The sequence below is a fragment of the Halanaerobium kushneri genome (assembly GCF_900156285.1).
Lineage (GTDB): Bacteria > Bacillota > Halanaerobiia > Halanaerobiales > Halanaerobiaceae > Halanaerobium > Halanaerobium kushneri.
On sequence record NZ_FTNC01000001.1, the window covers coordinates 39,258 to 64,696 of the forward strand.

A 25,439-nucleotide genomic window follows, 5' to 3' on the forward strand; every position below is an offset into this window, starting at 1 on the left:
CCGCCTCTTTTAAGAAATTTGAGGCGGTTTTTTAACCTGCTAAACTGCTTTTTAATTTTTATATTTTGTGTTAAAATATAAATATAAGAAATAATTAAATTTTCTGAATAAAAATTATAGAAAAAAGGGGGATAGAGATTTTATCTAGTATTTTTTGAAAGATAATAATCTCAAATATTATGTATCATAAAAAAACCAGTCTCGGTCTTGATGAAAATGTAGAAGCCATTCTGGCTTATGCCGGTATCTGGGTAACAGGTTTAATCTTTCTATTTATAGAAAAAGACAATAATCATGTTCGTTTTCATGCAATGCAGTCACTGATTACCTTTTTTTCTTTATTTATTGCTTCATCACTGGTGCTTGTAATTCCATTAATTGGAATTCTGATTTCTTCATTAATAACATTTGTGGGTACAATTCTCTGGCTTTTATTAATGTATAAGGCTTATAATGGAGAAATATTTAAACTTCCTTATGTCGGTGATCTGGCTGAGGAATTAACCTTTGGTGAAAGTTTTGAGGACAAGAGTAAATAATTAAGAGAATTATTTACTGATTATAGTATTTATTGATTATAATTTATTAAGTTTAAATAGCCTGCTTCTAAAAAGAGCCTGTAGAATTAAAACTCTACAGGCTAATTAAATTTTATTTAATTTTTTTTAACTGACCTGGAGGTAAATTACTTTCATCTGTATCATTTTCTTTGGGATCTCCAGGTGGTTGAGGATCAATACCATTTCCAATTCCATTATTCCCTTTGTCTTTGGAAGGTGGTTCTGGTTCTTCAGGATCATCAGGAGGATTGACAACAACAGCCAGAGCGGTTAAAGTGATACTAAAGATTAGAACTAAAATCAAAAAAACTGCCAGCACACGATTCCAATTTTTCATGAGCTTACCTCCTTTTAAAAGACCTTACTCCAGGGAGGAGATCTGGCAGCCTGGCGGCCCTGAATGGGTCCATGGCTTTGCGCCGCATTTTTACAAATGCTTAGCTATTTTTGCTTCTCCTTAATTATAAACTAATTATATTCCTAAAATTTGGACAAGTCAATGTAACTGCTTTACATATAAAATAATTTACAGGATTTAATTCTTTTATATAGAATTAATATTAAGAGACTAGTTTTTCTATTATATTCAAAAATATTTAAGAAAAAGGGGAATAAGATGTTAAAACCTTCTAAGAGATTTGTATATTTTACAATTCGTTTTATACTGGTCCATGTTATAACATATGTTTTTATCAGTGTAGTATTTAAAAATCTTCAGAATTATGCCAGTGCTTTTATTACGATGGATGCATTTTCTAATTTTCGTTCACCCGATTCCACAATTGTCAGGCTGGCACCTGTTTTTCAAATTTTTAGAGGAGCTTTTTTTGCTTTTATTTTATACCCTTTTTATAATACTTTAATTAAAAGTGATTATGCCTGGGTGAAAATGTTTTTTTTGATCTGGGGATTTTCTCTAATTGGCTCAGTAGCGCCAATCCCGGGTTCAATAGAAGGAATGATTTATACAAAGATGTCTCTGGTCGAACATTTAATTGGACTGCCGGAAATTACAGTACAGATTTTTGTTTTTAGTTGGTTTTTTGTAAAATGGGAAAACAGAACTGAAAGAGACTACAGCTAAGACTGGAGGAGTGTAATGCCGAAACCAATTAAATTTATACATACAGCAGATGTTCATCTTGGAAAAGAATTAAGCTGTAATGGAATAAATAATTCTAATCATAAAAATTTATTTTCTAATGCCGGCAAAATAGCTTTTGAGAACTTAGTTGAATTGGCCGTTAATGAAGAAGTTGATTTTATTGTAGTTGCTGGTGATCTCTATGATCGGGAGGCACGTTCAGTTAAGGCCAGCCGATTTTTTTTAAATCAGACTCAGTTTTTAAAAGAAAAAGGAATAGATATTTACTTGATTTCTGGTAATCATGATCCCGCTGGTATGGAAAACGAGGTTTTTGAACTTCCAGAAAATGTACATTATTTTTCTAGCGAAGAAGTAGAAGTAAAAGAATATCAAAAAGAAGGAATAACAGCTGCCAGAATTATAGGTCAATCATACAGACAAAAATTTGAGTCAAGAACAATGTACAATTTTTATACTGCTCCTGATAGTTCTATTTTTAATATTGGGCTACTGCACACAGCACTGAGCAAGGATAATAACCACTATGTTCCAGTTAATAAAGGTGAACTACTTACAAAAGATGATATTGATTACTGGGCTCTCGGACATTTACATCAGTATCAAAAAATAAATCAGCAACCTGCCATTTATTTTTCGGGAACTCTGCAGGCTCATAACATCAGCGAGGAAGGTAATAAAGGAGTAATTCTGGTTGAGGTTGATAAAAATTTAAATAGTAAAGAAAAGTTTATTTCGCTGGCGCCTGTTATCTATCTAAAACTTAAAATTAATTTAGAAAAAGAAGGATTAAAAAATATAAGTCAACTTCAAAATTTAATTACTGATGAAATTAACAAAATGAGAGATAAAATAACAAACCAAAACAGAAATAAAAATTTTCAGATTAAAGCAGTTATTATTCGTCTGCTGATTGAAGGGCGGACAGAACTGCATCAGCATGTTGAAAATAACAGAGAAGAGCTCGAAGCAAGTTTAGTCAATTATTTTCGTCAGCAAAATTACAGACATTATCCTGTTGTTTGGATCCATTCTCTTATTTTTAGAACTGCTAAAACATTACCTGATCTGAAAAGTTTAAAAAATAATAACCCACTTTACCAAAATATAAAAGAATTAATTGAGGAAAGCCTTACTGATGCAGAACTTAATCAGGAACTGCTAGCAGAATGGGGACAGATCTGGCAGGGAAATCAGGATAATGAAGATAGAGAAAACTATAAATTTTATCCAGAGAAAAAGCTGCAGCGTGAAATTTTATCCGAAGTAGAAAGAATTATAATTTCAGAGTTAATTGAGGATGGCGATTAAATGTATTATAAGAAAATATATATTAGAGATTTTGGTATTTTTAATAACCAGAATTTAGAGGGGATTTCAAAAAATTTAGTGGTAATTGGCGGTAAAAATAGAGCCGGGAAAAGTACTTTTTTAAAATTACTTCGCTACTTACCTTTTGGTCTGCCAAAAGATAATTCTATTCCTCCAGCAGTAGATAATTATTATATAGAAGCAGAACTAAAAAAAGCAGATAAAAAATTTAGCCTTTTTATAGATGGATATGCAGCTCCGAAAGTTATAGATGATGATCAGCAGGAAAAGAGTGCTTCGGAATTATTTAATAATCTTGATCAGTTGAGTTATCAACATCTTTTTAGTATCAGTTTGAATGAATTACAGGATTTAGCTAAAATTGCCAAAGGAAAAAAGAAAGAAAAACGTCTTTATTCAATTTTGCTTGGAGCAGGATTTTCAGAATTGGTAAAAGTTCCAGAAATTGCGGATAAATATTTTAATTATGCTAAAAGTATAGGCGGTAAATTAGGAGATCCTACTGTAGCATCTTTTAAACCTTATTATAATCAGATTAGAGAAGCAGAAGAAAAAAGGGATCAGGCTCTATTAGAAGTTGATGAGTTTAGACAAAAAAATAAAGATTTAAGTCAGTTTCAGAATAAGTTAAATAGTAAAAGGCGGGAAATAGAAAAACTGGAAAACCATTATATTTTAATAGACTTATTAAAAAATAATTACTCTGAATTGAAAGAAATAGTTAATTTGAGTCAAAAATTGAATAAAGTCATAAACAAAAATTCTCTCCAAACTTCTTCTCAGTTAAATAATTCAGAAATTAATGCAGAAAATACCGGTCTGCAAACAAATCTGGATCAATTTTTAATTTTTATGGAGCATGAAAGTAAAAAAATAAGAAAATTTCAGCAAAAAGAGGAGAGTCTTAAAGAAAGAATAAAAAATTATCTTCTGCAGGAGGATAAAATAGAAAAATCAAAACAGCAATTGCTGTCAGAATTAGAAAATTTAGATACCAGCTGGAATAATGGCCTGCAGCAGCTGGAGAATATTAAAGTTGATTTAATTAAAGAAAAAGATATAAATCAGAAACTCAAAAAATACCGAGATCTTAATTACGATATTGAAAAAATTGAATCAGAACTTAAAAATTTAAGCTATAAACTCGAAGAAAACAGACAGGAACTGGAAGAAATAGATTTCAAAAAACCTTCTTTGATTTTAAAACAGAGCTATTTTGTTCTGGCCCTGTCTTTTTTGACTCTGGGGTCTTCTTTTTGGATAAATATTGAGCAATTAAAATATTTTTCTTTAGTGCTGGCTCTGACAGCCTTTATTTACTACAGCTCAAATTATAGAAGTTCTAAACTGGAAAAACAGAGATTATCGAAGTTAGAAAAAGAAGAACAGTTAAATAAAAACCAGCTGCAGAATAAAGAGCTCGAATTAAAGAAAAAAACTTCTTATTTAGAGCAGGTTAGAGCTGATTTAAATAAATATGCAAAAATTTTAGGGATTTCAGAAGCTGATTATCTGTCTTTTATAGATTCATATTTAAGAGAAGTTCGTGATAAAAAAAGAAGATATAGAGAACTTAAAATAAAAAAAGAAGAAAACCAAACTGAAAAACAGAAATTAAAAATGAATTTGACCGGAATAAAAAATTTAATCAAAGAAAGCTCATCCTACTGCAGTCTGGATTTTAATACTTTTGCTGGAATAGATTTAATAGAAAATTATCAGATTTTATTTAGTGAGTTTGATAAAATTAAGGAATTAAAGGATCTGACTGAAGAATATAGGAAAATTAAATCTCAGCTAAAACATACTCTAAATGCCTCTGATACAGTAAAAACAGCTCTTTTTGAATTAAAACAGGATAGAGATTATTATCAGACATTTATTGGCTTTTATCATAAATTTACATCTCAATCTGCTGTAGAAAAAAAGAAAGAATCATTATCTGTTCAAATAAATAATTTAAAGCAGGAGAAAGAATCACTGGAAGAAAAAATAACTACTGTAAAAAATAGAATTAATGCTTTATCTACTTCCACAAAATTAGAATCGGCTCAGCAAAAAATTGATCTGGCTCAGACCGGGCTGGAAAAACAGGCTCAAAGTTATGCGGTAAATAAAAGTGTTAGTTTTATTCTTAAAAAGTTACGTTCCCGAATGATTGAAAAAGCTGAAACAGAATTGTTAAAGCCTGCTTCTGACATTTTAAGCAGAATTACCAGTCATCATTACTGTGATCTCAAAACAGCTGCGGAGCTTGATCAACAGGATTTCAGGGTTGTTACAGAAAATGGCAGGCAGTTTAATAGTACAAAAGAGTTAAGTCGCGGCAGTCTTGAGCAGCTATTCCTGGCAGTAAGGTTGAGCAGAATAAAAGAAATTAAACCGCCCTTACCACTGGTGCTGGATGATTCCCTTGTTAATTTTGATCAGAATCATTTATATAATACTGCTAAATTACTTGTTGAACTCGCCAGCAGACATCAGATATTTATTTTGACCTGTCATCCACAGTTAATTTCTTTTATTAGTCAACTATCTAATGCTGCTCAATACTGGAAATTAGATTCGGGACAATTCGAAACAGCTTCTCCCAAAAAATTAGCAGCTTATTTAAAAGAGTAATTTTAAGTCGAAAAAACCTGTGGGTAAAATTCTCTTTGTCTTTGATAGTTAATTATTTACTTCTCTAATTTTTAAAAATAGATCTTTGGCTTTGTTTCGGTGTCTGATATTAACTTTATTATCTCTAATCAGTTCATCCAGCAGTGGTAATGCTTTGTGATTCTGGTTGTGCTTGTAGTATAAAACCGAAAGTAATAAACTTAATTTATTAGTTTCTTTTTTAGGATGATTATCTGTTGCTTTAAAATAAAATTCTTCCAGATTATTTAAAGCTTTTAATGATGCTTTTTCTGAAAGTTGATTTTCACCAAGGTCTTCGTAGATCCAGCTTAATTCACGCCAGAGAAAGGCTTTTCTGTCTGCATTAAGGTCTATATAATTATAAAGTTTTAAAGCAAGATAATGGGCATCGAGGACCTGGTTGATACTCCTGGGTTCGGAAAATTCTATTTTAAAATCATTACTTAATGTATTTTTTATCAAATCCTTAAAATTTTCTTTTATAATTTGTTTTTTGCTTTTAGAAATGTTATTAAAATCTTTCCTTCTGGCTGTAAATAAACAATTAGAACAGGAGAGGATACTGTAATTATAAAGATTGAAATCTTTATATAAGGGGCGTAAATCTTCTCGGATTTTTTTAATACGAAGTCGAGAGTTTCTGATTTTCTTAACGGACATTTTCTTAGAACAGACCGGACATTCAATTTCTTTATCATAAAGGTAATATTCATCTTTAGAATCTGTTTTTTTCTCATAAGTTTTGTGTCCCTCTAAATAAAAACCAGATCTATCTTTTATCTCTTTTTTAATTTCCTTTTTTTTATTAATTTTATTTATTGGAGGCAGATTAATTTTATTTTTGTTTTCTAATTTTTCAATATAACTGGAGAGGTTATTGATCATTTTACTGGCAAAAGAAACATTTTTCTGCATAATAAATTTTAAATCAGAAACCTTAAACTCCAGTATTTTTGTATTCAAATATGCTTCTGCTCGAGAACTGTAGTGATCTGCAGTAAAAGCACTTTCACCAACAAAACTGCCGTTTTTTTGACGCTGGATTTCTAATTCCTGATCATTATCCCTGATAAATACTCGAACTAAACCATTTAAAATAAAATAAATTTTATCTGCATTTTGACCATAACTGTAAATATTTTTGCCTGATTTAATCTCAATCATAGTGCTGTGATTTGCTAATAAATCTTTTAGGCTGGTTTTTTCTAACACTGATAAACAATCCTTTCTAAAGTTTAATTATTTGAAAGTCAAAGCAATTATATTATAACACAGATTCCATTATTTTCATAATAACAGTTTAAGATTATGTTTTAAGCTTCTGTTGGAAGATGTTAACTGTTTAAAAATATTTTATTTTCAATTACTTTTATCTATCCATAATTACTGTTATAATTAAAAATAGAATTAAAATTACTGGTTAGAGCTTAATATTATTTTTTTAATAGGGGTGATTTAATGGTAGAAAAAATTGATCACATCAAAGATGAAATTAATAACTATCTAAACAAAGAGGAAAATGTAAAAGAAGATTGGATAGAAGATAATCATCCTATTGATATTGCAGAAGCTCTTTCTGAACTTGAGGCTTCTAAAATAAATAGTTTTACAAAATTGCTGGAAACAGAAGACCTTGCAGATATCTTTGAAGAATCGGAAAAAGATTTGCAGATTGATATTTTGAAATGTAAAAACTCAGAAGAAATTATTGAGATTTTCTCTCATATGGCAGCGGATGATATTACTGATATTTTAGGTTTACTGCCAATACAAAAAAGAAAAGAACTGCTGAGACATATGAAGCAGGATGATGCTCTAGTAGTAAAAAATCTGCTGGGATATGATAGAGAATCTGCTGGTGGTATTATGACCACCGAATATCTTTTACTAAATAAGAATTTAAAAACTATAGAAGCTCTGCAAAAATTAAAGAAAATTGCTCCTGATACAGAAATAATTGATACTATTTTTGTTTCTGATGATAACAAAAAGCTGGTGGGAAGTGTTGATTTAAGAGATATATTGAGTTCCGATGATGAAAAAAAACTGGAAGATTTAATGGATGATAATATCATTAAAGTTTCTGCTGATGTAGACCAGGAAATTGTTGCTCAGCAGGTAGCAAAATATGATCTAACAGTAATCCCTGTAATCAATAAAAGTGGAATCTTAATTGGAATAATTACAGTTGATGATATTATTGATGTAATTGAGGCTGAAAACACTGAGGATTTATATAAAATGCATGGAGTGGATGAAGAGGAAAGCTCAGATGCAACTCTGTTTCAGTCTGTTAAAAGTAGATTGCCCTGGATGTTTATAAATCTGGCAACAGCTTTTTTAGCAACCTTTACAGTTGCTATATTTGAAGATGTTATTTCTCAGGTTGTTGCTCTGGCAGCTGCGATGCCAATAGTTGCAGGTATGGGTGGAAATGCAGGAACTCAGACACTTTCTATAGTTATTAGAGGAATTGCTCTGGGAGAAATTGATTTTAAAGATAACTGGAAACTCTTACTTAAGGAAGCGATGGTTGGAATTATCAATGGGGCTGCTACCGGTCTGGTTACAGGTTTGATTCTGTATTTAATGTATGGAAATTATTATCTGGGAATAATTATCTTTATGGCTATGATTCTTAATTTATTGATTGCAGGTATGTTTGGTTTCTTAATTCCCCTTTCATTACAGTCACTGGGAATTGATCCGGCACTGGCCTCAGCAATATTCTTGACAACTGTTACTGATGTCTTTGGTTTCTTTGTTTTTCTTGGCCTGGCCAGAACATTTTTAATCTATTTAGTTTAAGTAAAAATTTAAAAAAATGGCAGAATATATCATTGTGAGAATATAATTAATATATAGACTTTCATTAATTAAGAAAGAGAAAAAGGATATTCAAATTAAATCTTGAAATATTATTAGGGGATAAGAAAATAATATATAAATGAGGTGCTAAAACAAAAGTGGAAGAACAAAAAATCACAAAGATACCATTTGGGCAACTGGGAATTATTGTACATGATAGCTGTAAGGGGCTGGGTAAAAAAGTAGATGATTATATTGTTAACCGAAGAAGAGAAGAATTTGCCAGCAGCTGTAGCGAATATCATGTAGATGAAATTAAAGATTCCTACATTATTGATAGTAAAATTGTTCGATTTGCTAATGGAGAAGCAAAAGCACAGCTTAAAGAATCAATTAGAGGAAAAGATATTTATATTTTAGCTGACATTGGCAACTATAATGTGACGTATAATATGTTTGGGATTGAAAATAGGATGAGTCCTGATGATCATTTTCAGGATATTAAGCGACTTATTTCTGCAATTGCAGGTAAAGCCAGAAGAATCCATGTTATTATGCCGCTTTTATATGAAGGGAGACAGGACAAAAGAAATAGTAGAGAGTCTTTAGACTGTGCGATGGCCCTACAGGAGCTAGAAAATTTGGGTGTTGAAAACATTTTCACCTTTGATGCTCATGAGACCAGAGTCCAGAATGCTATTCCTCAGACTGGTTTTGAAAGTTTACATTCTACCTATCAGATTATTAAAGCAATGCATAGGGTTGATGACCAAATTTGTTTTGATAAAGATGAAATGATGGTTATTTCTCCCGATACTGGAGCAATGGATAGAGCAATCTACTATGCAAGTGTACTTGGACTTGATGTAGGTTTATTTTATAAGCGAAGAGATTACAAAAAAATTGTTGATGGTAGAAATCCGATTATTCAACACGAATATATGGGAGCAGAAGTAGCAGGTAAGGATATATTGATTGTAGATGATATGATTGCTTCTGGGGGTTCTGTTTTTGAAATTGCCAGGGAGCTCAAAAAGAAAAATGCACGTAATATATATGTTGTAGTTTCTTTTACTTTCTTTACCAATGGTATAGAAAAAATGAATGAATACTATGAGAAAGGTTATATAACCAAGTTATTTTCAACTAATATGACCTATATTCCACAGAAATTTAAAGATGCAGATTGGTTTGAAGAGGTTGACATGTCTAAATTAATTTCACTGCTAATTGACACAGTAAATTATGATGATTCGGTCAGTCCATTATTAGATGCTACCAATAAAATCAAAAAAATTGTAGGTAAATAAGATTTAAAGAGAATAATCAGCTGATTATTCTCTTTTTTTGAAGGAAAATTAATGGAAGGGTGATTTTAGTGGCTCAGACTCCATCTGATAATCAGAAACTGATGCAAAAAATAGAAATGAAAAGAAAAAATAATGCTGCTGGAGCTTTTTTTGGTCTTATAGTCGGTGATGCCCTGGGAGCTGCAGTAGAATTTAAAAAAAGAGATAGTTTTAAAAAAATTACTGATATGAGGTCTGATGGTCCCCACGGACTTGAGGCAGGATATTGGACAGATGATAGTTCTATGGCTCTCTGTCTGGCAGAAAGTTTGAGTAAAAAAGGGTTTAACCAACAAGATCAGCTGTTGAGGTATTTAGACTGGTATAGAAATGGTTATTTAAGTTCTACCGGAAGTTGTTTTGATATTGGAGCCAATACAGCACATTCTCTGGAATTTTTTGAAGAAAATGAAAAGCTGCCCCCGGTAAAAGATAGAGCGGCAGGTAATGGTTCTTTAATGAGATTAGCTCCTGTTCCAATTTTTTTTCGGGATGATTTTATGGATGCTGTAAAATATTCAGGTGAAAGTTCATTAACAACCCATAATAATCAAATGGCGATTGATAGCTGTCGTTATTTTGGTGGTTTATTACAGCAGTTTATCAATGCTCGAATTGAGATGGATGCATTTAAGGTAAAAGTAATTAAAGATACAGCTGTAGATCTTAATTTAAATGACAGAGTAATTCTGGCAGTTAAGGGAGCTTTCCAAAAAAATAGAAGTGAGATTAAATCTGATGGTTTTGTAATCAATACTCTGGAAGCAAGTATCTGGTCTTTTTTAAAAACTGATTCATTTAAAGAGGCTCTTATTTTGGCTGCTAATTTAGGTGATGATGCAGATACAGTGGCAGCTGTAACCGGTCAGCTGGCTGGAGCTTATTATGGTTATGACTCAATTCCTAAAAAATGGACTGCTAAACTTGCTAAACCTGATTTATTAGAAAAAATTTTTAAAAATTTATATAACCACTAAACTTAAGATTTTAATTTAAAATCAGGAGGCCCCCCTTTTTACGGTTTTAAGCAGATAAGATTATCAATTCTGCTTTATCGGAAAGGGGTTTTTAAATATAAAAGATATTATTTTGATAAAAGAAGGGCAGAGCAAATTTTTGGCGAATATTATAAATATAACAATTTTTATAATAAATATGTAGTATAATTTGATCATAATTTTTATTGAGGTGTTTATAATTGAATTTTTTGAGTCTTTTAGAACTTGGTTTTACATATATTTATTCAGCCGGGTTTATCATCTTTGCCCTGGGAATTTTTTTATTGTATCAGAGAAACCAAAATAGATATTTGTTGTATTTTACAGTCTTTGCGATTTTGAGTTTTCTGGCCAATGCTGTAGATATACTATATTATTATTTTGATTTTGAAATTTTATATACTTTCTATGCAGTTTTTATAATTTTTGAAGCCTATTACCTGTTAAAAGCTGTTCATAGGTATTTTCAGCTGGAGTTAAATTCAGTTTATCTTAAAATTTTAAAATTATTGGTTTTAGTTGTGGTTTTTAGTTCTTTTACTTTTAATCGTTTTATTATTTTTGCACCTGCCCTGATTTATCTAGCTGCTGCTTTTTTTAAAAGTGCAGATGTTTTTTTTAATCAGGCATTTAATAACTATTTTAATTTTTTGGGTTTTAATAGTCTGGCTCTGGGGTTAACTGTGCTTTTTTTGCCCTATCTTCGTTTTAACTCTTATTTTGAAAAATACGGTATTTTTTTCAAGGGACTTTTTTCGCTATTGTTTATGCTGGGAATATTTGCGATCTATTATGAAGATTTGCATTACCGCTTAAAAATTAGAGAAGAGCAGTATCAAAAATTATTCAATCAATCCCCGGCTGGAATGCTTTTACTTAATAAGGACGGAAAAATAATTACTGTTAATGATGCAATCTGCCAGTATACAGGTTACAGCAGAGAAGAATTAGAAGGAGAAATGATGTTTAAGAATTTAGTTCCGATTGAGTATAAAATAAGAGCACAGGAAAATATTCGTGATATATTAAATGGAGAAGACAAAGAGTATATCATGAAAACATATAATAAAAACGGTAGTTTAAGATATTTTTTGATGAAAGAAACTAAATTTGTACAGGCAGATTTTAGTACAGCAATTTTGAGTATGAGAATTGATTATACTGATTATAAAACTAAAGAAGAAGAAATCAAATATTTAAGTTATCACGATAATCTAACAGATTTGTATAATAGGACTTTTCTGGAAGAAGAAATGACAAGATTAAATTCGTCCAGAAAACTACCTGTCTCAATAATTATGATTGATGTCAATGGACTTAAACTCTTTAATGATACTTTCGGTCATCAAAAAGGAGATCAGCTTTTAATTAAAACTGCCAGAATTCTTAAAGAATCAACAAGATCTTCTGATTTAGTTGGGCGCTGGGCCGGAGATGAATTTGTTATTATATTACCGGATACGAGTGAAGCAGATATGAAAAAAATAGTTCAAAGAATCAAGGAAAAATGTAATAAAACAAATAAAGAAGAAATTATGATTTCACTTGCTGTCGGTTCAGCAGTTAAAAATAAAGAGAGTGAAGATTTATTTGAGATCTTTAATCAGGCTGATAAGAAGATGTATCAGGAAAAGATCAGCCAGAGCAAAGAAGCTAAAAAGAAGTTGATTTCTAATATTTTAAGCTCACTTGAAGCAAAAAGTTATGAAGACAGCTTACATCTTCAGCGGATGAAAAAAATAGCAGCTGGTTTTGCAGATTATCTGGAACTAGAAAACACAGAAAAAAGTAAGTTGATTGAACTGGCTGAACTGCATGATATCGGCAAAATTTCAATACCAGAACAAATATTAACTAAAAAAGATAAGTTGAATTCTAAAGAGTGGGAGAAAATAAAAGAACATTCAGAAGTTGGTTATAAAATTGCTGCAGCTTCGAAAGAATTTGCATCACTGGCAAAAGCAATTTTATATCACCATGAAAGATGGGATGGAAATGGCTATCCTGAGGGCTTAGCAAAAGAGGAGATTCCATATTTATCAAGAATAATTTTGATTATAGATGCTTATGATGCTATGTTAAATAAAAATTATTATTCTAGAAAAATGAATAAAAAAGAAGTGATGACAGAGCTGGAAAGAAAAGCAGGCAGTCAGTTTGATCCAACTTTAACTGCCAGATTTATTGAATTTATTACTGCTAAAAATTAAATATTATAGTTTATTTTATCTGCATAAATCTTCCCCAGATAAGGTAAAAGTATAATCTGAGCTCCAATTAATCCGGTGCCCTTTTTGTGTTGATCCATTGCCAGGAGTAAAAGGAAATGTTCTATAAAACCATAACCTATTAAACCTACAATAACTCCTCCTAAATATACAAAAATATTTAAAAAATACCAGAGGTATTCAGGCATGCGATAACGATATTTATTGAACCACATTTTTAAATTATGTATTCCCCAGAAAGCGGAAGTAAAAAAGAAAGAGAAAATAATAGCAGTAAAAGCTATTGCTATTATAGAAAAAGAAAGTAAAAAAGCAGCAATAAGTCCGCAAAGAAATCCAATTAAACCACTTATTGTTGCTTTTCTGCCAAGTTTTATTATAAATTGATCCTGATTATACATCATTATTGAACTACACCCCGTAATATACAATTTTAATATTTGAAGTATGTTTAACTTAATTGTTAGATAGATTTTAATTTAACTGTAAATAAGTCTGACATAAATGCTTTGATTATAATTTCCAAAATTCTCTCCAAAAATGGTTAAACCACCTTTATTTTCAGCTTTTTCCGGTACAGCCAGTTTAAATTTAAAATTACTTTTATGATCAAGCTCAAGGTCATCAATTGTAACTTCCGAAATTTTAGAGCCATCAATAAAAGTTCCATATTTACTTACAGATAGTAATTTTAAAAGGCCGTACTGATTCCAATTAGGATACCACCAGGAAGGTGTGAAAATCCCCTTAGTTTCACCAAAATCTCCCGGACTTGTCCAGCTGCCAAGTTCATGATCATTTAAATAAAAGAATATATCGGAAGGCCAGTCATTACAGACACCTGGCGCCTCAGAACTTATTTCCATTGAAATTTGTATTTCGGTAAGTTTTTGTCCTGGTTTTAAATAATTAGGCAATCGATATTCTATAAAACCTTTAGTAAACCATAAAATTTGACTATTTATTCTTTCTGGATCGGCAAAAAAGCTGGGATCATCAACTTCTCCAATGATGTGGTCTTTATTAGCAAGACCACAGGTAGGATAGACATCATAGTCAGAAAAATGACCAACTGCAATTTCAGACTCATAAAATTTTTCTTTTCTTTTCTTTTTTAAATCAAAAATAAGTTTATCTTCATGTAAATAACAAAGCTTTTGATTACCTCTGGCGGCGGATTCTGTTGAAACCTTGATCAATCCACATTCTTCAAGTTTTTTGACATGAGAGGTAATGGCACCATTTGTTAACTCAAGCTTTTCAGCAAGCTCATTCATATTAAGCCTGTTGTATTCAGACAGCAGTTCTAAAATTTTAATTCTAGATTCAGAACTCAGGGCTTTAAAAGTATTTAACCCGTCTCTTAAATTATCTATTAAAATCAAATTCTTCCCTCCAAACTTTATTTATTTTAGTCAATTATAAAACACTTTTAATGAAAAATCAAATTTAAGTTATTTTTTAAAATTAACAAGGCAAATTATTTTGATTTAAATTTAATTAAAACAAAATATAGTTTAATATTAAACTTTTGAATACTGATATAGCAGTTATTTTGAAGCAATTATAAAAATTATTTGATTATTTAGCAAAAGTGATTTGACATCAATCTAAAGCATATGCTATACTTTTAATGAAAACTAAATAACTAAACTAATCATTCAACTTTTAAACCAATTTTAGAAGCTCATAAAATCTTTATTTGCTTATAATAAGCCGTTTTTTAGAAATGTTCTTTAGTTAATACTAAAACAAAAGCAATTAAGTTAACAATTGGATAGTGAGGGTAATTAATTTTGTAGGAGATGGAGTTTTTGAAAATATATTATTATAAAGAAGGGAAGAAAATTATGACAAAAAAGAAAGCCAATGTTTATTTAGATCGTAACTTTACAGTTAGTGAGGTAGATGAGAGAATTTTTGGTTCCTTTATTGAACATCTGGGTCGTGCAGTTTATACAGGGATTTATCAGCCCGATCATCAAACAGCAGATGAAAATGGTTTTAGAGAAGATGTATTAGAATTAATTAAAGAAATAGATCCTCCAATTATTCGCTATCCTGGTGGGAATTTTGTTTCTGGTTATAACTGGGAGGATGGAGTTGGTCCTGTAGAAGATAGGCCGAATCGGCTTGAACTAGCCTGGAGAACTGTTGAGACAAATGAAGTTGGCACCAATGAGTTTATGCAGTGGGCTGAAAAAGCAGGAACTGATGTTATGATGGCTGTTAACTTAGGAACTAGAGGAATTGATGCTGCCCGCAATTATTTAGAGTACTGTAATCATCCTGGTGGAAGTTATTACAGTGATTTACGCAAAGAACACGGCAGAGAGGAGCCCTATAATATCAAAACCTGGTGTCTTGGAAATGAGATGGATGGTCCCTGGCAGATTGGACATAAAACAGCTGACGAATATGGACGTCTGGCTTTAGAAACAGCAAAGGTTATGAAGGGACTTGATCCCGATATTGAACTTGTTGTTTCTGGAAGCTCAAACCGTCAGATGCCAACTTTTGCTGATTGGGAAGCAACTGTTTTAGAACATACTTATGAACATATTGATTATATTTCTTTACATCAGTATTTCCGTAATGATGAAGATGATATTAAAAACTTCCTGGCTCAGACAGAAAGTCTCGACGATTTTATCCATTCAGTTGTTTCAATATGTGACTATATTAAAGCTAAGAAAAATAGTGATAAAACTGTTAATTTATCATTTGATGAGTGGAATGTTTGGTATCACTCTGATGATGCTGACAAAAAGAGAGAGCCCTGGCAAGTTGCACCTCCACAGTTAGAAGACATTTATAATTTTGAAGATGCACTTGTGGTGGGATTGACCTTAATTACTTTATTAAAACATGCAGATCGGGTTAAAATTGCCAATCAGGCTCAACTTGTAAATGTTATTGCACCAATAATGACTAGTGAAGATGGAGGGAGCTGGAGACAGACTATTTTTTATCCTTATTATCATGCTTCTAAATTTGGTAGAGGTACTGTTTTAGACAGTCGAGTAACTTCTCCCACATATGATAGTAAAGATTTTAAAGATGTTGATCTTTTGGATCAGGTAACAATATTTGATGAAGATAAGGATGAACTTACTATCTTTGCCGTTAATAGAGATACTGAATCTGCTCTGGAATTAGACACTCAGCTAAATGGATTTGAAGATTATCAGGTTGTTGAACATATTGTCCTGGAAAATGAGGATCTTAAGGCTGTTAATACTGAAGAAAATCCAAATAATGTTAAACCTCATAGTAACGGCAGCTCAGAAGTAAAAGGAAACAAACTAACTGCTGAATTACCCAAACTATCCTGGAATGTTATTAGACTGACTAAATAAAAAATTGATGATGTTAGGAGTGTAGTTATGAATAAATTAAATATTAATTTAGATGAAAAGAAAGAAAAAATAAATAAAAATATTTATGGACATTTTGCCGAACATTTAGGCAGATGCATTTATGAGGGTTTCTGGGTTGGAGAAGATTCCGATATTCCCAATCAAAATGGGATTAGAACAGATGTAGTAGAAGCCCTGAAAAATATTGATATTCCTGTTTTAAGATGGCCGGGAGGCTGTTTTGCAGATGAATATCACTGGAAAGATGGTGTTGGCCCCAGAGAAGAAAGGGCAACAATTGTAAATACTCACTGGGGTAATGTAACTGAAAACAATCATTTTGGAACTCACGAATTTATGAAATTATGTGATCTGCTGGGAGCAGAGCCATATATTTCAGGCAATGTTGGCAGTGGAACTATTAGAGAAATGCAGGAATGGGTTGATTATATTACTCATGACGGAGAATCTCCAATGTCCGACTGGAGAAAAGAAAATGGCCGCGAAGAGCCCTGGCATTTAAAATATTTTGGAGTTGGAAATGAAAATTGGGGCTGTGGTGGTAATATGAGACCTGAATATTATGCAGATCAGTATCGTAATTATCAGACTTATGTCCGCGACCATGGTGATAATGAAATTTTTAAGATTGCCTGTGGTGCTAATATAGATGATTATAACTGGACGGAAGTCTTAATGGAAAATGCAGCCAGCCAGATGGATGGCTTAAGTCTTCATTATTACACAATTCCTGGTGATTTCTGGGAAGGTAAAGGGTCTGCAACTGACTTTAAAGAAGATGAGTGGTTTATAACTTTAAAGAAAGCTCTCAAAATGGATGAATTGATTTCCAAACATGGTGCAATTATGGATCGTTATGATCCAGAAAAAAGAATCGCAATGATTGTTGATGAGTGGGGAGCCTGGTATGATGTTAAGCCAGGAACAAATCCTGGGTTTTTGTATCAGCAGAATACTTTAAGAGATGCACTGATTGCTGGAGTAACTTTAAATATCTTTAATCAGCATGCTGATCGAGTTAGAATGGCTAATATAGCTCAGACTAATAATGTACTCCAGGCTATGATATTAACTGATAAAGAGGATATGATTTTAACCCCAAGTTATCATGTGTTTGAAATGTATAAAGTACATCAAAATGCAGAGCTTCTTCATTTTGATCTTGAGAGTGAAGCTTATAAATTTGATGATCAGGAAATTCCGGCATTAAATGCATCTGCTTCAGTAAATAAAGAGGGAGAAGTAAATATTACTGTTTGTAATTTAGATCCAAATAAAGAAATAGAATTAAAAACTAACTTATTAGCAGAAAACTTAAATTTGTCTGAAGTAAAGGCTAGAGTTCTAACAGCATCTCAGTTAAATGCTCATAATAGTTTTGATAATCCTGATAATCTTAAGCCTGTAGAATTTAATAAAATAGAATTCGCTGAGGCTCAGCTTAAAGCTAAGCTGCCTGCAGCTTCGGTAACTTTAATTACATTGAGTTAGGTGGGATAAAAATGAATAATTATACTGAAGAAATTACAAAAATTGAAGCAATAGCAATTGTCAGCTCTGATCCAGCTGCAATTGAACTACCAGAAAAGATTAAAATTTTTCTGGATGATAAATATAGCTACAGGGGTGTTCAGTGGGAGAATATAGATCTGGATGAACTGAAAGCAAAAGGGGAATTGGTAGTTAAAGGTAAACTAAGCGAGATTAATTATCCTGAGCCGTTGGTAGAGAAGAGAGCTGATCCCTATATCTATAAACATAGTGATGGTTATTATTACTTTACAGGTTCTTATCCTGATTACGATCGGATTGTTCTAAGAAGAGCAAAAAATATAAGTGATTTAAAAAACGCAGAAGAATATGTGCTCTGGGAAAAATATGACCAGGGTGAAATGAGTAAACATATCTGGGCACCTGAAATTCATTATATTAATGGCAAATGGTATATTTATTTTGCTGCAGGTAAAAAAGATGATATCTGGGCTATTCGCCCTTATGTTCTGGAATGTCAGGATGAAAATCCTCTTACTGGCGAATGGATTGAAAAAGGTGAAATTAATATTGAATTTGAAAGTTTCAGTCTTGATGCAACTACCTTTAAACATCAGGGTAAAAGGTATTTAATCTGGGCGCAAAAAGTAGCTGATAATACAATTTCAAATCTCTATATTGCAGAAATGGAAAATCCCTGGACAATTAAGAGCCAGCACTTACTTTCAGAACCAGAATATGACTGGGAAGTAATTGGTTTTGATGTAAATGAAGGTCCGGCTGTAATCAAACGAAATGGGAAAATATTTGTTACATTTTCTGCCAGTGAAACAGGAGCTCCTTATTGTATGGGGCTTTTGAGTGCTGATCAGAACAGTAATCTTCTGGACCGCAGTTCCTGGACTAAAAGTAAAAAGCCTGTTTTAAAAACCAGTGAGGTGACTTCACTTTATGGACCGGGTCATAATTCTTTTACAAAGTCCGAAGATGAGGTTACGGATTTATTGGTCTACCATGCCAGACCATATAAAGAGATTGAAGGAAATCCACTTTATGATCCCAACCGCCATGGAAGAATACAGGAAATTTTCTGGCAGGAGAATGGAAAACCATATTTTGCTTATCCAGGACTTAAAATTAATGATAGGATTGAAGTTGAAGCTAAAATAAAATTAAAAAAATAAGATCAAAATTCGAGGGAGTTTAGCTGTCTATCTGGTGAGCTCCCTTGCTATTTTTTATTAGATATATTATTATTGCATATAGAGAAAACTTCAAATAAATCGAGGAGGTACAAATAATGAAATATCGAAAACTCGGCAAAACTGATTTGAACGTATCAGAAATCACTTTTGGTGGAATAATGTTAATGAATACGCCCCAAAAAGAGGCCGATCAGATAGTTGAAGCTGCTGTTAAAAAAGGTATAAACTTCTTTGATGTAGGTCCAACCTATGGTAATGCACAGAATATTCTGGGTCCTGCCCTTAAACCTTATCGTGATAAAGTCTATCTGGCCAATAAAACAGAACCTGGTCAGACAAAAGAACAGGTAAAAAAAGATATAGAAAAGTCGCTAAAATTACTGGGAACAGATTATTTTGACCTCTACCAGCTGCACGAGGTTACAGATGAAGATGCACTAAATAAAGCACTTGGTTCTGGTGGTGCCCTGGAAGCAATTATTGAGGCTAAAGAAGAGGGATTGATAAAACATATTGGATTTTCAGCTCATAAAGAATGGGCTGCTTTAAAATTAATTAAAAGTTTTGATTTTGATACCATAATGTTTCCTGTGAACTGGAACTATTGGTTTAACTTTAATCAGGGACCAGAAGTAATTAAGCAGGCTAGAAAAAAAGGAATGGGAATCATTGCAATTAAAGCTCTAGCTCAAAAACGCTGGCAGGATGGTCGTCAAAAAAATTATAATACCTGGTATAAACCAATTTATGATAATGATCGTCTGGCTGAACTGGCACTTAAGTTTACCCTATCTCAGGATGTAGATACAGCTGTCAGTCCTGGAGATAATCGAATGCTAGATCTGACATTAAAAATATATCAGGAAAATAATCAGGACTTAAAAATATCTGGAACTGAATTGGAAGAATTAAAAGGATTTTTAGATAGTCACGGTGGTAAATTATATCCAATACCAAAATAAAAATAAGTTAAAATTATCAATACCGTTCTTTTAAAGTTAGATGGTTATAAATCAACTGTCTTAGCTTTAAAGAACGGTATTAAATTTAGATTATTATTATCTTGATTTTTGAAAATGATTTTCTTTTAACAGTTGATCTATAAACTGTCTGGCTGAACGTCCGGAACGACCATTATTCCATCTGCTCCACTGCAGTGCTCTTTTTTCTAATTCATCTTTTTTAAGATTAATATTCTCCTGAGCAGCCAGACCTTTGACTATTTTTAAATACTCATCCTGGGCTGGATTAGAAAACATTAAAGTCAGACCAAATCTTTCCGAAAGCGATAATTTTTCATTTAAAATATCATTTTCATGGATTTCCGATTCTCGATCCTGCCACTTTTCTCTAACCAGATGTCTGCGATTACTTGTGGCATAAAATAGAACATTATCTGGTCGGGATTCAATTCCGCCCTCCATAACTGCTTTTAAATATTTATAATCTGTTTCGAACTCTTCAAAAGAAAGATCATCCATAAAAATTATAAAATAAAGTCCTCGTTCATTTAAGTATTCAAGAATTGAGGGTAATTCTTTAATTTGAGAGCTATTTATTTCTATTAAACGAAGTCCCTGCTGATAAAATTTGTTAACCAGGGCCTTAACAGAAGATGATTTGCCTGTACCACTATCTCCATAGAGCAGTACATTATGAGCCTGAAATCCATTTAAAAAACTTTTAGTGTTTTCTATTAATTTTTGCTGTGTTTTTTGATAAGAAATTAGATTCGCAAAAGTAATTGGATCAGAATTATTGACTCGAGTTAATTTGTTATCCTGCCAGAAAAAAGCTCGGCTTTCATTTAAAATAGAAGCACCATGATTATAATAAAAATTTATTAACGCTTTTAAATTATCATCAATAGAAGCAGAGACAAAGAGTTTTTTAAATAAATTTTCTTTCTCAAGATTTCGATCTGTTTCAGCTAGTTTAAAATTACCTAGATGTTCAAAATCCTCAAAATCAAGGTTAATAAGCAGATCATTAAAAGAAAATGAAAATAAAGTGGTGATAATTTTAATATCATTTTTTGCCAGCAGGTAGAGGCTGGAATCTTGATCTATTGTACCTTTTTCAGCTTTTAAAGAAAAGATATTTTCAGAATCAGTGACAATTTTTTTGAGATAGTTATGCCAGATATCCCCCTGCAGACCTTCTTTGATATTTAACTCAATAAGCTCATAAATTAAATTAGTTAGAGTTTGATCAGAATTATCTAATTGATCTGCAATTTCTTTTAAACTACTAATAATTTTATTTTCTTTAACTTCTCTAAATAGAATTATTTTTTCAGTAGATTTTAAAATATTTAGTAATTGATTATCATGCAAGCTATTTCCCCCCTGTATTATCTTAATATTATTAGTTATTATAACAGATTTGACCTAATTTTTACATGAGAGATAAAAAATTTCTAAAAAATCCTTGCAAAATTTTTTGATATATATTAATATATAAATTGAGAAAAGCACTAAATAATATTTTTTTGTCGAATTGTGCAAACGATTGCGCAATTAATTTATTGTTTGATTTGAAGTTTGAAAGGAGTTTTTTAATGGATAATAGTGAAGCTCTACTGCAGGGTAAAAGCAGAGATGACAGCAGTGATTATAATAAACTGCAGGGTATTTTAAATTATAGGATAAGGAATAACAAAATTATATTTGAGTTTAAACATGCAGAGGCTGTTATAAAATTTTTAAGTGCTGACAGTTTTAGGCTGATTATGGCTCATTCCAATCAATCTATAAATTACCGGAGTACCCCAGCAGTAATTAAACATAATTTAAGCTATGATAATTTTGATATTAAAGAAAAGGATAATCAAATTATTATTGAAACTGAAAAACTTTTGCTTAAAGTAAAAAAAGATAAGTTTTTACTTAAAGTTTATGATAAAAAAGGCAATTTAATCCATCAAGATTATTCTAATCATGCTCTGGGCTGGAAAAAGCAGAAAGTAAGAGCCTGGAAATCTTTTAAAAATAACGAAAGGTTTTATGGTCTGGGTGAGAAAACAGGCTGGCTTGATAAAAAGGGCAGACGTTATGAAATGTGGAATCATGATACTTTTGTGCCCCATGTTGATGATACTGATCCCTTATATCAATCGATTCCCTTTTTGATTTCTTACAGCCCTGAAAATAGTTATGGTATTTATTTTGATAATTCCTATAGAAGCTTTTTTGATCTTGGAAGTGAGGGGCAGGATTATTATTCTTTCTGGGCTGAAGGTGGAGATCTGGATTACTATTTTTTAAATGGTCCCTCCATAAAAGAAGTAATTCAGAAATACTCAAATATAACCGGCAGAATGCCTTTGCCACCCAAATGGTCACTTGGCTATCACCAGTCACGCTATAGCTATTATCCTCAGGCTGAGGTTGAACAGCTGGTAAAGACCTTTAGAGACAAAGAAATTCCCTGTGATGCTTTTCATTTTGATATCCATTATATGGACGAATATAAGATTTACACCTGGGATGAAGATCGTTTTCCTGACCCAGAGGCTATGTTTACTAATATGGCTGACAATGGAATCAAAGGAGTTACAATAATAGACCCGGGGGTAAAAAGAGATCCTGAATATAAGCTTTATCAGGAAGGTATGGAAAATGACTATTTCTGTAAATATCTTGATGGTAAGGTTTTTATAGATAAGGTCTGGCCGGGAAAATGTGCTTTTCCAGATTTTACTCAGTCAGAGGTAAGAGACTGGTGGGCCGGTCTGCAGAAAGATTATGTGGAATTAGGAATTAAGGGTATCTGGAATGACATGAATGAGCCAGCTGTCTTTAATAAAACTGATACTATGGATGTAAATGTAATGCATCAGAATGATGGAGATCCTGGAACTCACCGCAGGTTTCATAATCTTTATGGCTTTTTAGAGGATAAGGCTACTTTTGAAGGTTTAAAAGAAAGCCTTGAAAATGAAAGACCATTTGTGCTAACCAGGTCAGGTTTTGCTGGTATTCAGCGTTATTCAGCTGTCTGGACTGGAGATAACCGAAGTTTCTGGGATCATATAAAAATTGCGATGCCAATGCTGATGAATCTGGGCATGTCAGGGGTAAGTTTTTGTGGAACAGATGTTGGAGGTTTTACAGGCAACAGTAATGGGGAACTCTTAACCCGCTGGACTCAGATGGGAGCTTTTGTTCCTTTCTTTAGAAATCATTGTGAGGTTAGAGCAATTTCTCAGGAGCCCTGGTCTTTTGGAGCAAAGCATGAAAAAATAATTAAAAAATATATTGAGCTGAGATATAAATTAATTACTCATCTTTATAATCTTTTCTATCAGGCTTCTCAAACTGGTATTCCTGTTATGAGACCTCTAATAATGGAATTTCCAGAAGATCAAAAATGTGAAAATTTATCTGATCAGTTTATGATTGGAGAGAGTTTATTGGTAGCTCCAGTATATCAGCCGGATCAGAAAAAAAGAATGCTTTATCTGCCGGAAGGAAAATGGATTGATTTCTGGACAAAGGAAATTTATCAGGGTGGAGACCATATTATAGTTGATGCACCATTAGATACTCTACCACTTTTTGTTAGAGCAGGAAGTATTATTCCGCTTAATAAAAAATTAAACTATGTTGAAGAAGAAAAAATTGAATCACTGAAATTAAATATTTTCTTAACTGAAGATAATAATTTAGGTAATTACAGTCTATACGATGATGATGGTATCTCATATAACTATCAGGATGGTATCTATAATTTGACAGATTTTAATTATCAATATACTGATAATCAGATAATTTTTAATATAGAAAGAACAGAAGAAAACTATCAGCAGGAATTTAAAGATTATAAGTTGATTTTCAATAATTTAAATAAGGATCCTCAAAATATCTATGTTGATGGTAATAATTTAAATGAGTTTATTTACTCTGATAACACACTGGAATTTAAAGTTCCAGTTGTTATAAATAAAATTACCATAGGATTAAGTTAAAACAAATTAAAAGGAGGAATTATTAATGAGAAAGTCAATTATCAAAGTTTCAATTTTAGTTTTAGCTTTAGCACTTATTTTTTCTGGAGGTGTTGCTGCTCAGCAGAATCTAGATAAAAAGGAAATTACTGATCAGGTAACACTAAAATTATGGGAAGCCGATGAAGAAAGAATTGATAATGAAATTTTAGATCCCTTAATCAAAAAATTTGAAAACAAATATCCAAATGTTACTGTAGAAAGAACTCATGCAGGTAGTGTTGAGGATCTCAGACAGAACACCCAAACTGCTTATATGGGTGGACAGGGACCAGATCTTGTATTAAGCCCTTTTGATCATATTGGTCCATTTTCAATTATGGGACTTGCTCAGCCATTAGATAAACTGATGAGTCAGGATATGAAAGATAAGTATATTGATGCTGCTCTGCCAGGTATGAGTTTACATGGTAAAACTTATGGTGTTCCTGTAACTATGGGAAATCATTTAATGTTAATGTATAATAAAAAGATTGTAGATCAAGCCCCAGAAACCTGGTCTGAGTTAATTAAAGTTGCAAAAGCAAATACAGTTGATGAAGATGGTGATGGTCTAGTTGATAAATATGGCTTAGCATATAATTTAAATGAGCCCTTCTGGTGGGCTGCTTTCCACGGTGGCTTTGGCGGCTGGGTTTTTGACGAAGATTATAAGCCAACATTAAATACAGAAGCTACTGTAGATTCTCTGCAGTTTGTTCACGACCTGAAGTTTGAATATGAAATTGTACCTAAAGAATCTGATTATGATCTGATGGATAGTCTCTTTAAAAAAGGCGATGTTGCCTTTATTATTAATGGAGACTGGTCAATTGAGGGTTATAAAAATGCCGATAATATTGATTTAGGTGTAGCACCAATACCTAAATTCGATAAAACAGGTAAATATGGCCAGCCGATGACCAGTGGTAAAGGCTTTATTATGCTGTCAGATCTACCTGAACAAAAACAGATTGCTGCAATTAAGTTTATTGATTTTATGACAAGTACTGCAGCTCAGGAGCTTTATGTTGATAATAATTTCCTACCAAGTAATGATCATGCTTATGGATTACCACAGATTCAGAATGATCCAATTATGAAAGGTTCTGCAGAACAGTTAAGAAAAGGAAAGGCGATGCCAGTAGTACCGGAGATGAGAGGTATCTGGGATGCTGTAAGACCAGCTCTGCAGAGTGTTATGAGTGGAGATTTATCTCCAGAAGCAGCTGCTGAACAAATGCAGAAAGAAGCAGAAGAAAATATTAAGAGCATGCAGTAAAAAAGTCATTTTACAACTAAAAAGGGGGGACTAATCCCCTCTTTTTCTTTATGAAAAAGGGAGGTAATTAA

The 25,439-nt window shown here is 32.1% G+C and carries 19 protein-coding genes and 1 riboswitch; of the genes, 14 read left to right on the forward strand and 5 right to left on the reverse strand.

The genetic code is table 11. The annotated features are described in order from the left end of the window. The first annotated feature begins 179 nt into the window (after positions 1-179). Positions 180-539, forward strand: a complete 360-nt coding sequence (locus BW929_RS00170) for a DUF4870 domain-containing protein (RefSeq protein ID WP_076543353.1) — start codon at positions 180-182, stop codon at positions 537-539. Positions 540-651: 112 nt separating this feature from the next. Here the strand turns inward: BW929_RS00170 and BW929_RS00175 are convergent, their stop codons facing one another. Next, entirely contained in the window at positions 652-897 is a 246-nt protein-coding gene (locus tag BW929_RS00175; protein WP_076543354.1) for a hypothetical protein, read from the reverse strand. Positions 898-938: 41 nt separating this feature from the next. Continuing rightward, positions 939-1,013: riboswitch (cyclic di-GMP riboswitch) on the reverse strand. 163 nt (positions 1,014-1,176) lie between these two features. Here BW929_RS00175 and BW929_RS00180 point away from each other — a divergent pair. Genes BW929_RS00180 through BW929_RS00190 form a run of 3 tightly spaced genes read left to right on the forward strand, consistent with a single transcriptional unit; the run spans position 1,177 to position 5,619 of the window. Further along, positions 1,177-1,644, forward strand: a complete 468-nt coding sequence (locus BW929_RS00180) for a hypothetical protein (protein ID WP_076543355.1) — start codon at positions 1,177-1,179, stop codon at positions 1,642-1,644. Positions 1,645-1,659: 15 nt separating this feature from the next. Further along, entirely contained in the window at positions 1,660-2,976 is a 1,317-nt protein-coding gene (locus BW929_RS00185) for a metallophosphoesterase family protein (RefSeq protein ID WP_076543356.1), read from the forward strand. Further along, the gene (locus BW929_RS00190) at positions 2,977-5,619 is read left to right on the forward strand and encodes an AAA family ATPase (protein WP_076543357.1); all 2,643 of its coding nucleotides are present in this window, start codon (positions 2,977-2,979) and stop codon (positions 5,617-5,619) included. Between the two features lie 48 nt (positions 5,620-5,667). On the opposite strand, the gene BW929_RS00195 is transcribed toward BW929_RS00190, so the two are convergent. Then, positions 5,668-6,852: a DUF2225 domain-containing protein gene (locus BW929_RS00195; RefSeq protein ID WP_076543358.1), complete on the reverse strand. Its 1,185-nt coding sequence runs from the start codon at positions 6,850-6,852 to the stop codon at positions 5,668-5,670. Positions 6,853-7,098: 246 nt separating this feature from the next. Here BW929_RS00195 and mgtE point away from each other — a divergent pair, with 246 nt between their 5' ends. From mgtE to BW929_RS00215, 4 genes are all read left to right on the forward strand, one after another. Further along, on the forward strand, positions 7,099-8,448 hold the full coding sequence (gene mgtE, locus BW929_RS00200; protein ID WP_076543359.1) for a magnesium transporter: 1,350 nt from the start codon (positions 7,099-7,101) through the stop codon (positions 8,446-8,448). 158 nt (positions 8,449-8,606) lie between these two features. After that, positions 8,607-9,758 (forward strand): ribose-phosphate pyrophosphokinase, encoded by a 1,152-nt coding sequence (locus BW929_RS00205; protein ID WP_143413990.1) that lies wholly within the window; start codon positions 8,607-8,609, stop codon positions 9,756-9,758. Between the two features lie 68 nt (positions 9,759-9,826). After that, the gene (locus tag BW929_RS00210; protein WP_084566028.1) at positions 9,827-10,774 is read left to right on the forward strand and encodes an ADP-ribosylglycohydrolase family protein; all 948 of its coding nucleotides are present in this window, start codon (positions 9,827-9,829) and stop codon (positions 10,772-10,774) included. 221 nt (positions 10,775-10,995) lie between these two features. After that, positions 10,996-13,005, forward strand: coding sequence for a diguanylate cyclase domain-containing protein (locus tag BW929_RS00215; RefSeq protein ID WP_084566029.1), 2,010 nt, complete (start codon positions 10,996-10,998; stop codon positions 13,003-13,005). Here the strand turns inward: BW929_RS00215 and BW929_RS00220 are convergent. Both BW929_RS00220 and BW929_RS00225 read right to left on the reverse strand, forming a co-directional pair. Beyond that, the gene (locus tag BW929_RS00220; protein ID WP_076543360.1) at positions 13,002-13,427 is read right to left on the reverse strand and encodes a hypothetical protein; all 426 of its coding nucleotides are present in this window, start codon (positions 13,425-13,427) and stop codon (positions 13,002-13,004) included. The two genes, BW929_RS00215 and BW929_RS00220, sit on opposite strands and share 4 nt — an antisense overlap. A 75-nt stretch (positions 13,428-13,502) precedes the next feature. Further along, on the reverse strand, positions 13,503-14,408 hold the full coding sequence (locus BW929_RS00225) for an ArsR/SmtB family transcription factor (RefSeq protein WP_076543361.1): 906 nt from the start codon (positions 14,406-14,408) through the stop codon (positions 13,503-13,505). Between the two features lie 465 nt (positions 14,409-14,873). Here BW929_RS00225 and arfA point away from each other — a divergent pair, with 465 nt between their 5' ends. From arfA to BW929_RS00245, 4 genes are all read left to right on the forward strand, one after another. Further along, positions 14,874-16,382 (forward strand): arabinosylfuranosidase ArfA, encoded by a 1,509-nt coding sequence (gene arfA / locus BW929_RS00230; protein ID WP_076543669.1) that lies wholly within the window; start codon positions 14,874-14,876, stop codon positions 16,380-16,382. A 27-nt stretch (positions 16,383-16,409) separates the two neighbouring features. Next, entirely contained in the window at positions 16,410-17,894 is a 1,485-nt protein-coding gene (locus BW929_RS00235) for an alpha-N-arabinofuranosidase (RefSeq protein ID WP_076543362.1), read from the forward strand. A gap of 11 nt (positions 17,895-17,905) precedes the next feature. Next, entirely contained in the window at positions 17,906-19,078 is a 1,173-nt protein-coding gene (locus BW929_RS00240; protein ID WP_084566030.1) for a glycoside hydrolase family 43 protein, read from the forward strand. A gap of 116 nt (positions 19,079-19,194) precedes the next feature. After that, a complete protein-coding gene (locus BW929_RS00245; RefSeq protein ID WP_076543363.1) occupies positions 19,195-20,061 on the forward strand; it encodes an aldo/keto reductase in 867 nt (288 codons plus the stop codon). Between the two features lie 96 nt (positions 20,062-20,157). Here the strand turns inward: BW929_RS00245 and BW929_RS00250 are convergent, their stop codons facing one another. Continuing rightward, on the reverse strand, positions 20,158-21,435 hold the full coding sequence (locus BW929_RS00250; protein ID WP_084566031.1) for an ATP-binding protein: 1,278 nt from the start codon (positions 21,433-21,435) through the stop codon (positions 20,158-20,160). 224 nt (positions 21,436-21,659) lie between these two features. Here BW929_RS00250 and BW929_RS00255 point away from each other — a divergent pair, with 224 nt between their 5' ends. Together BW929_RS00255 and BW929_RS00260 are read left to right on the forward strand one after the other, a co-directional pair. Further along, entirely contained in the window at positions 21,660-24,068 is a 2,409-nt protein-coding gene (locus BW929_RS00255; RefSeq protein WP_076543364.1) for a glycoside hydrolase family 31 protein, read from the forward strand. A 25-nt stretch (positions 24,069-24,093) separates the two neighbouring features. After that, complete coding sequence (locus BW929_RS00260) at positions 24,094-25,368, forward strand: extracellular solute-binding protein (protein ID WP_076543365.1); 1,275 nt, start codon at positions 24,094-24,096, stop codon at positions 25,366-25,368. Positions 25,369-25,439: the final 71 nt, after the last annotated feature.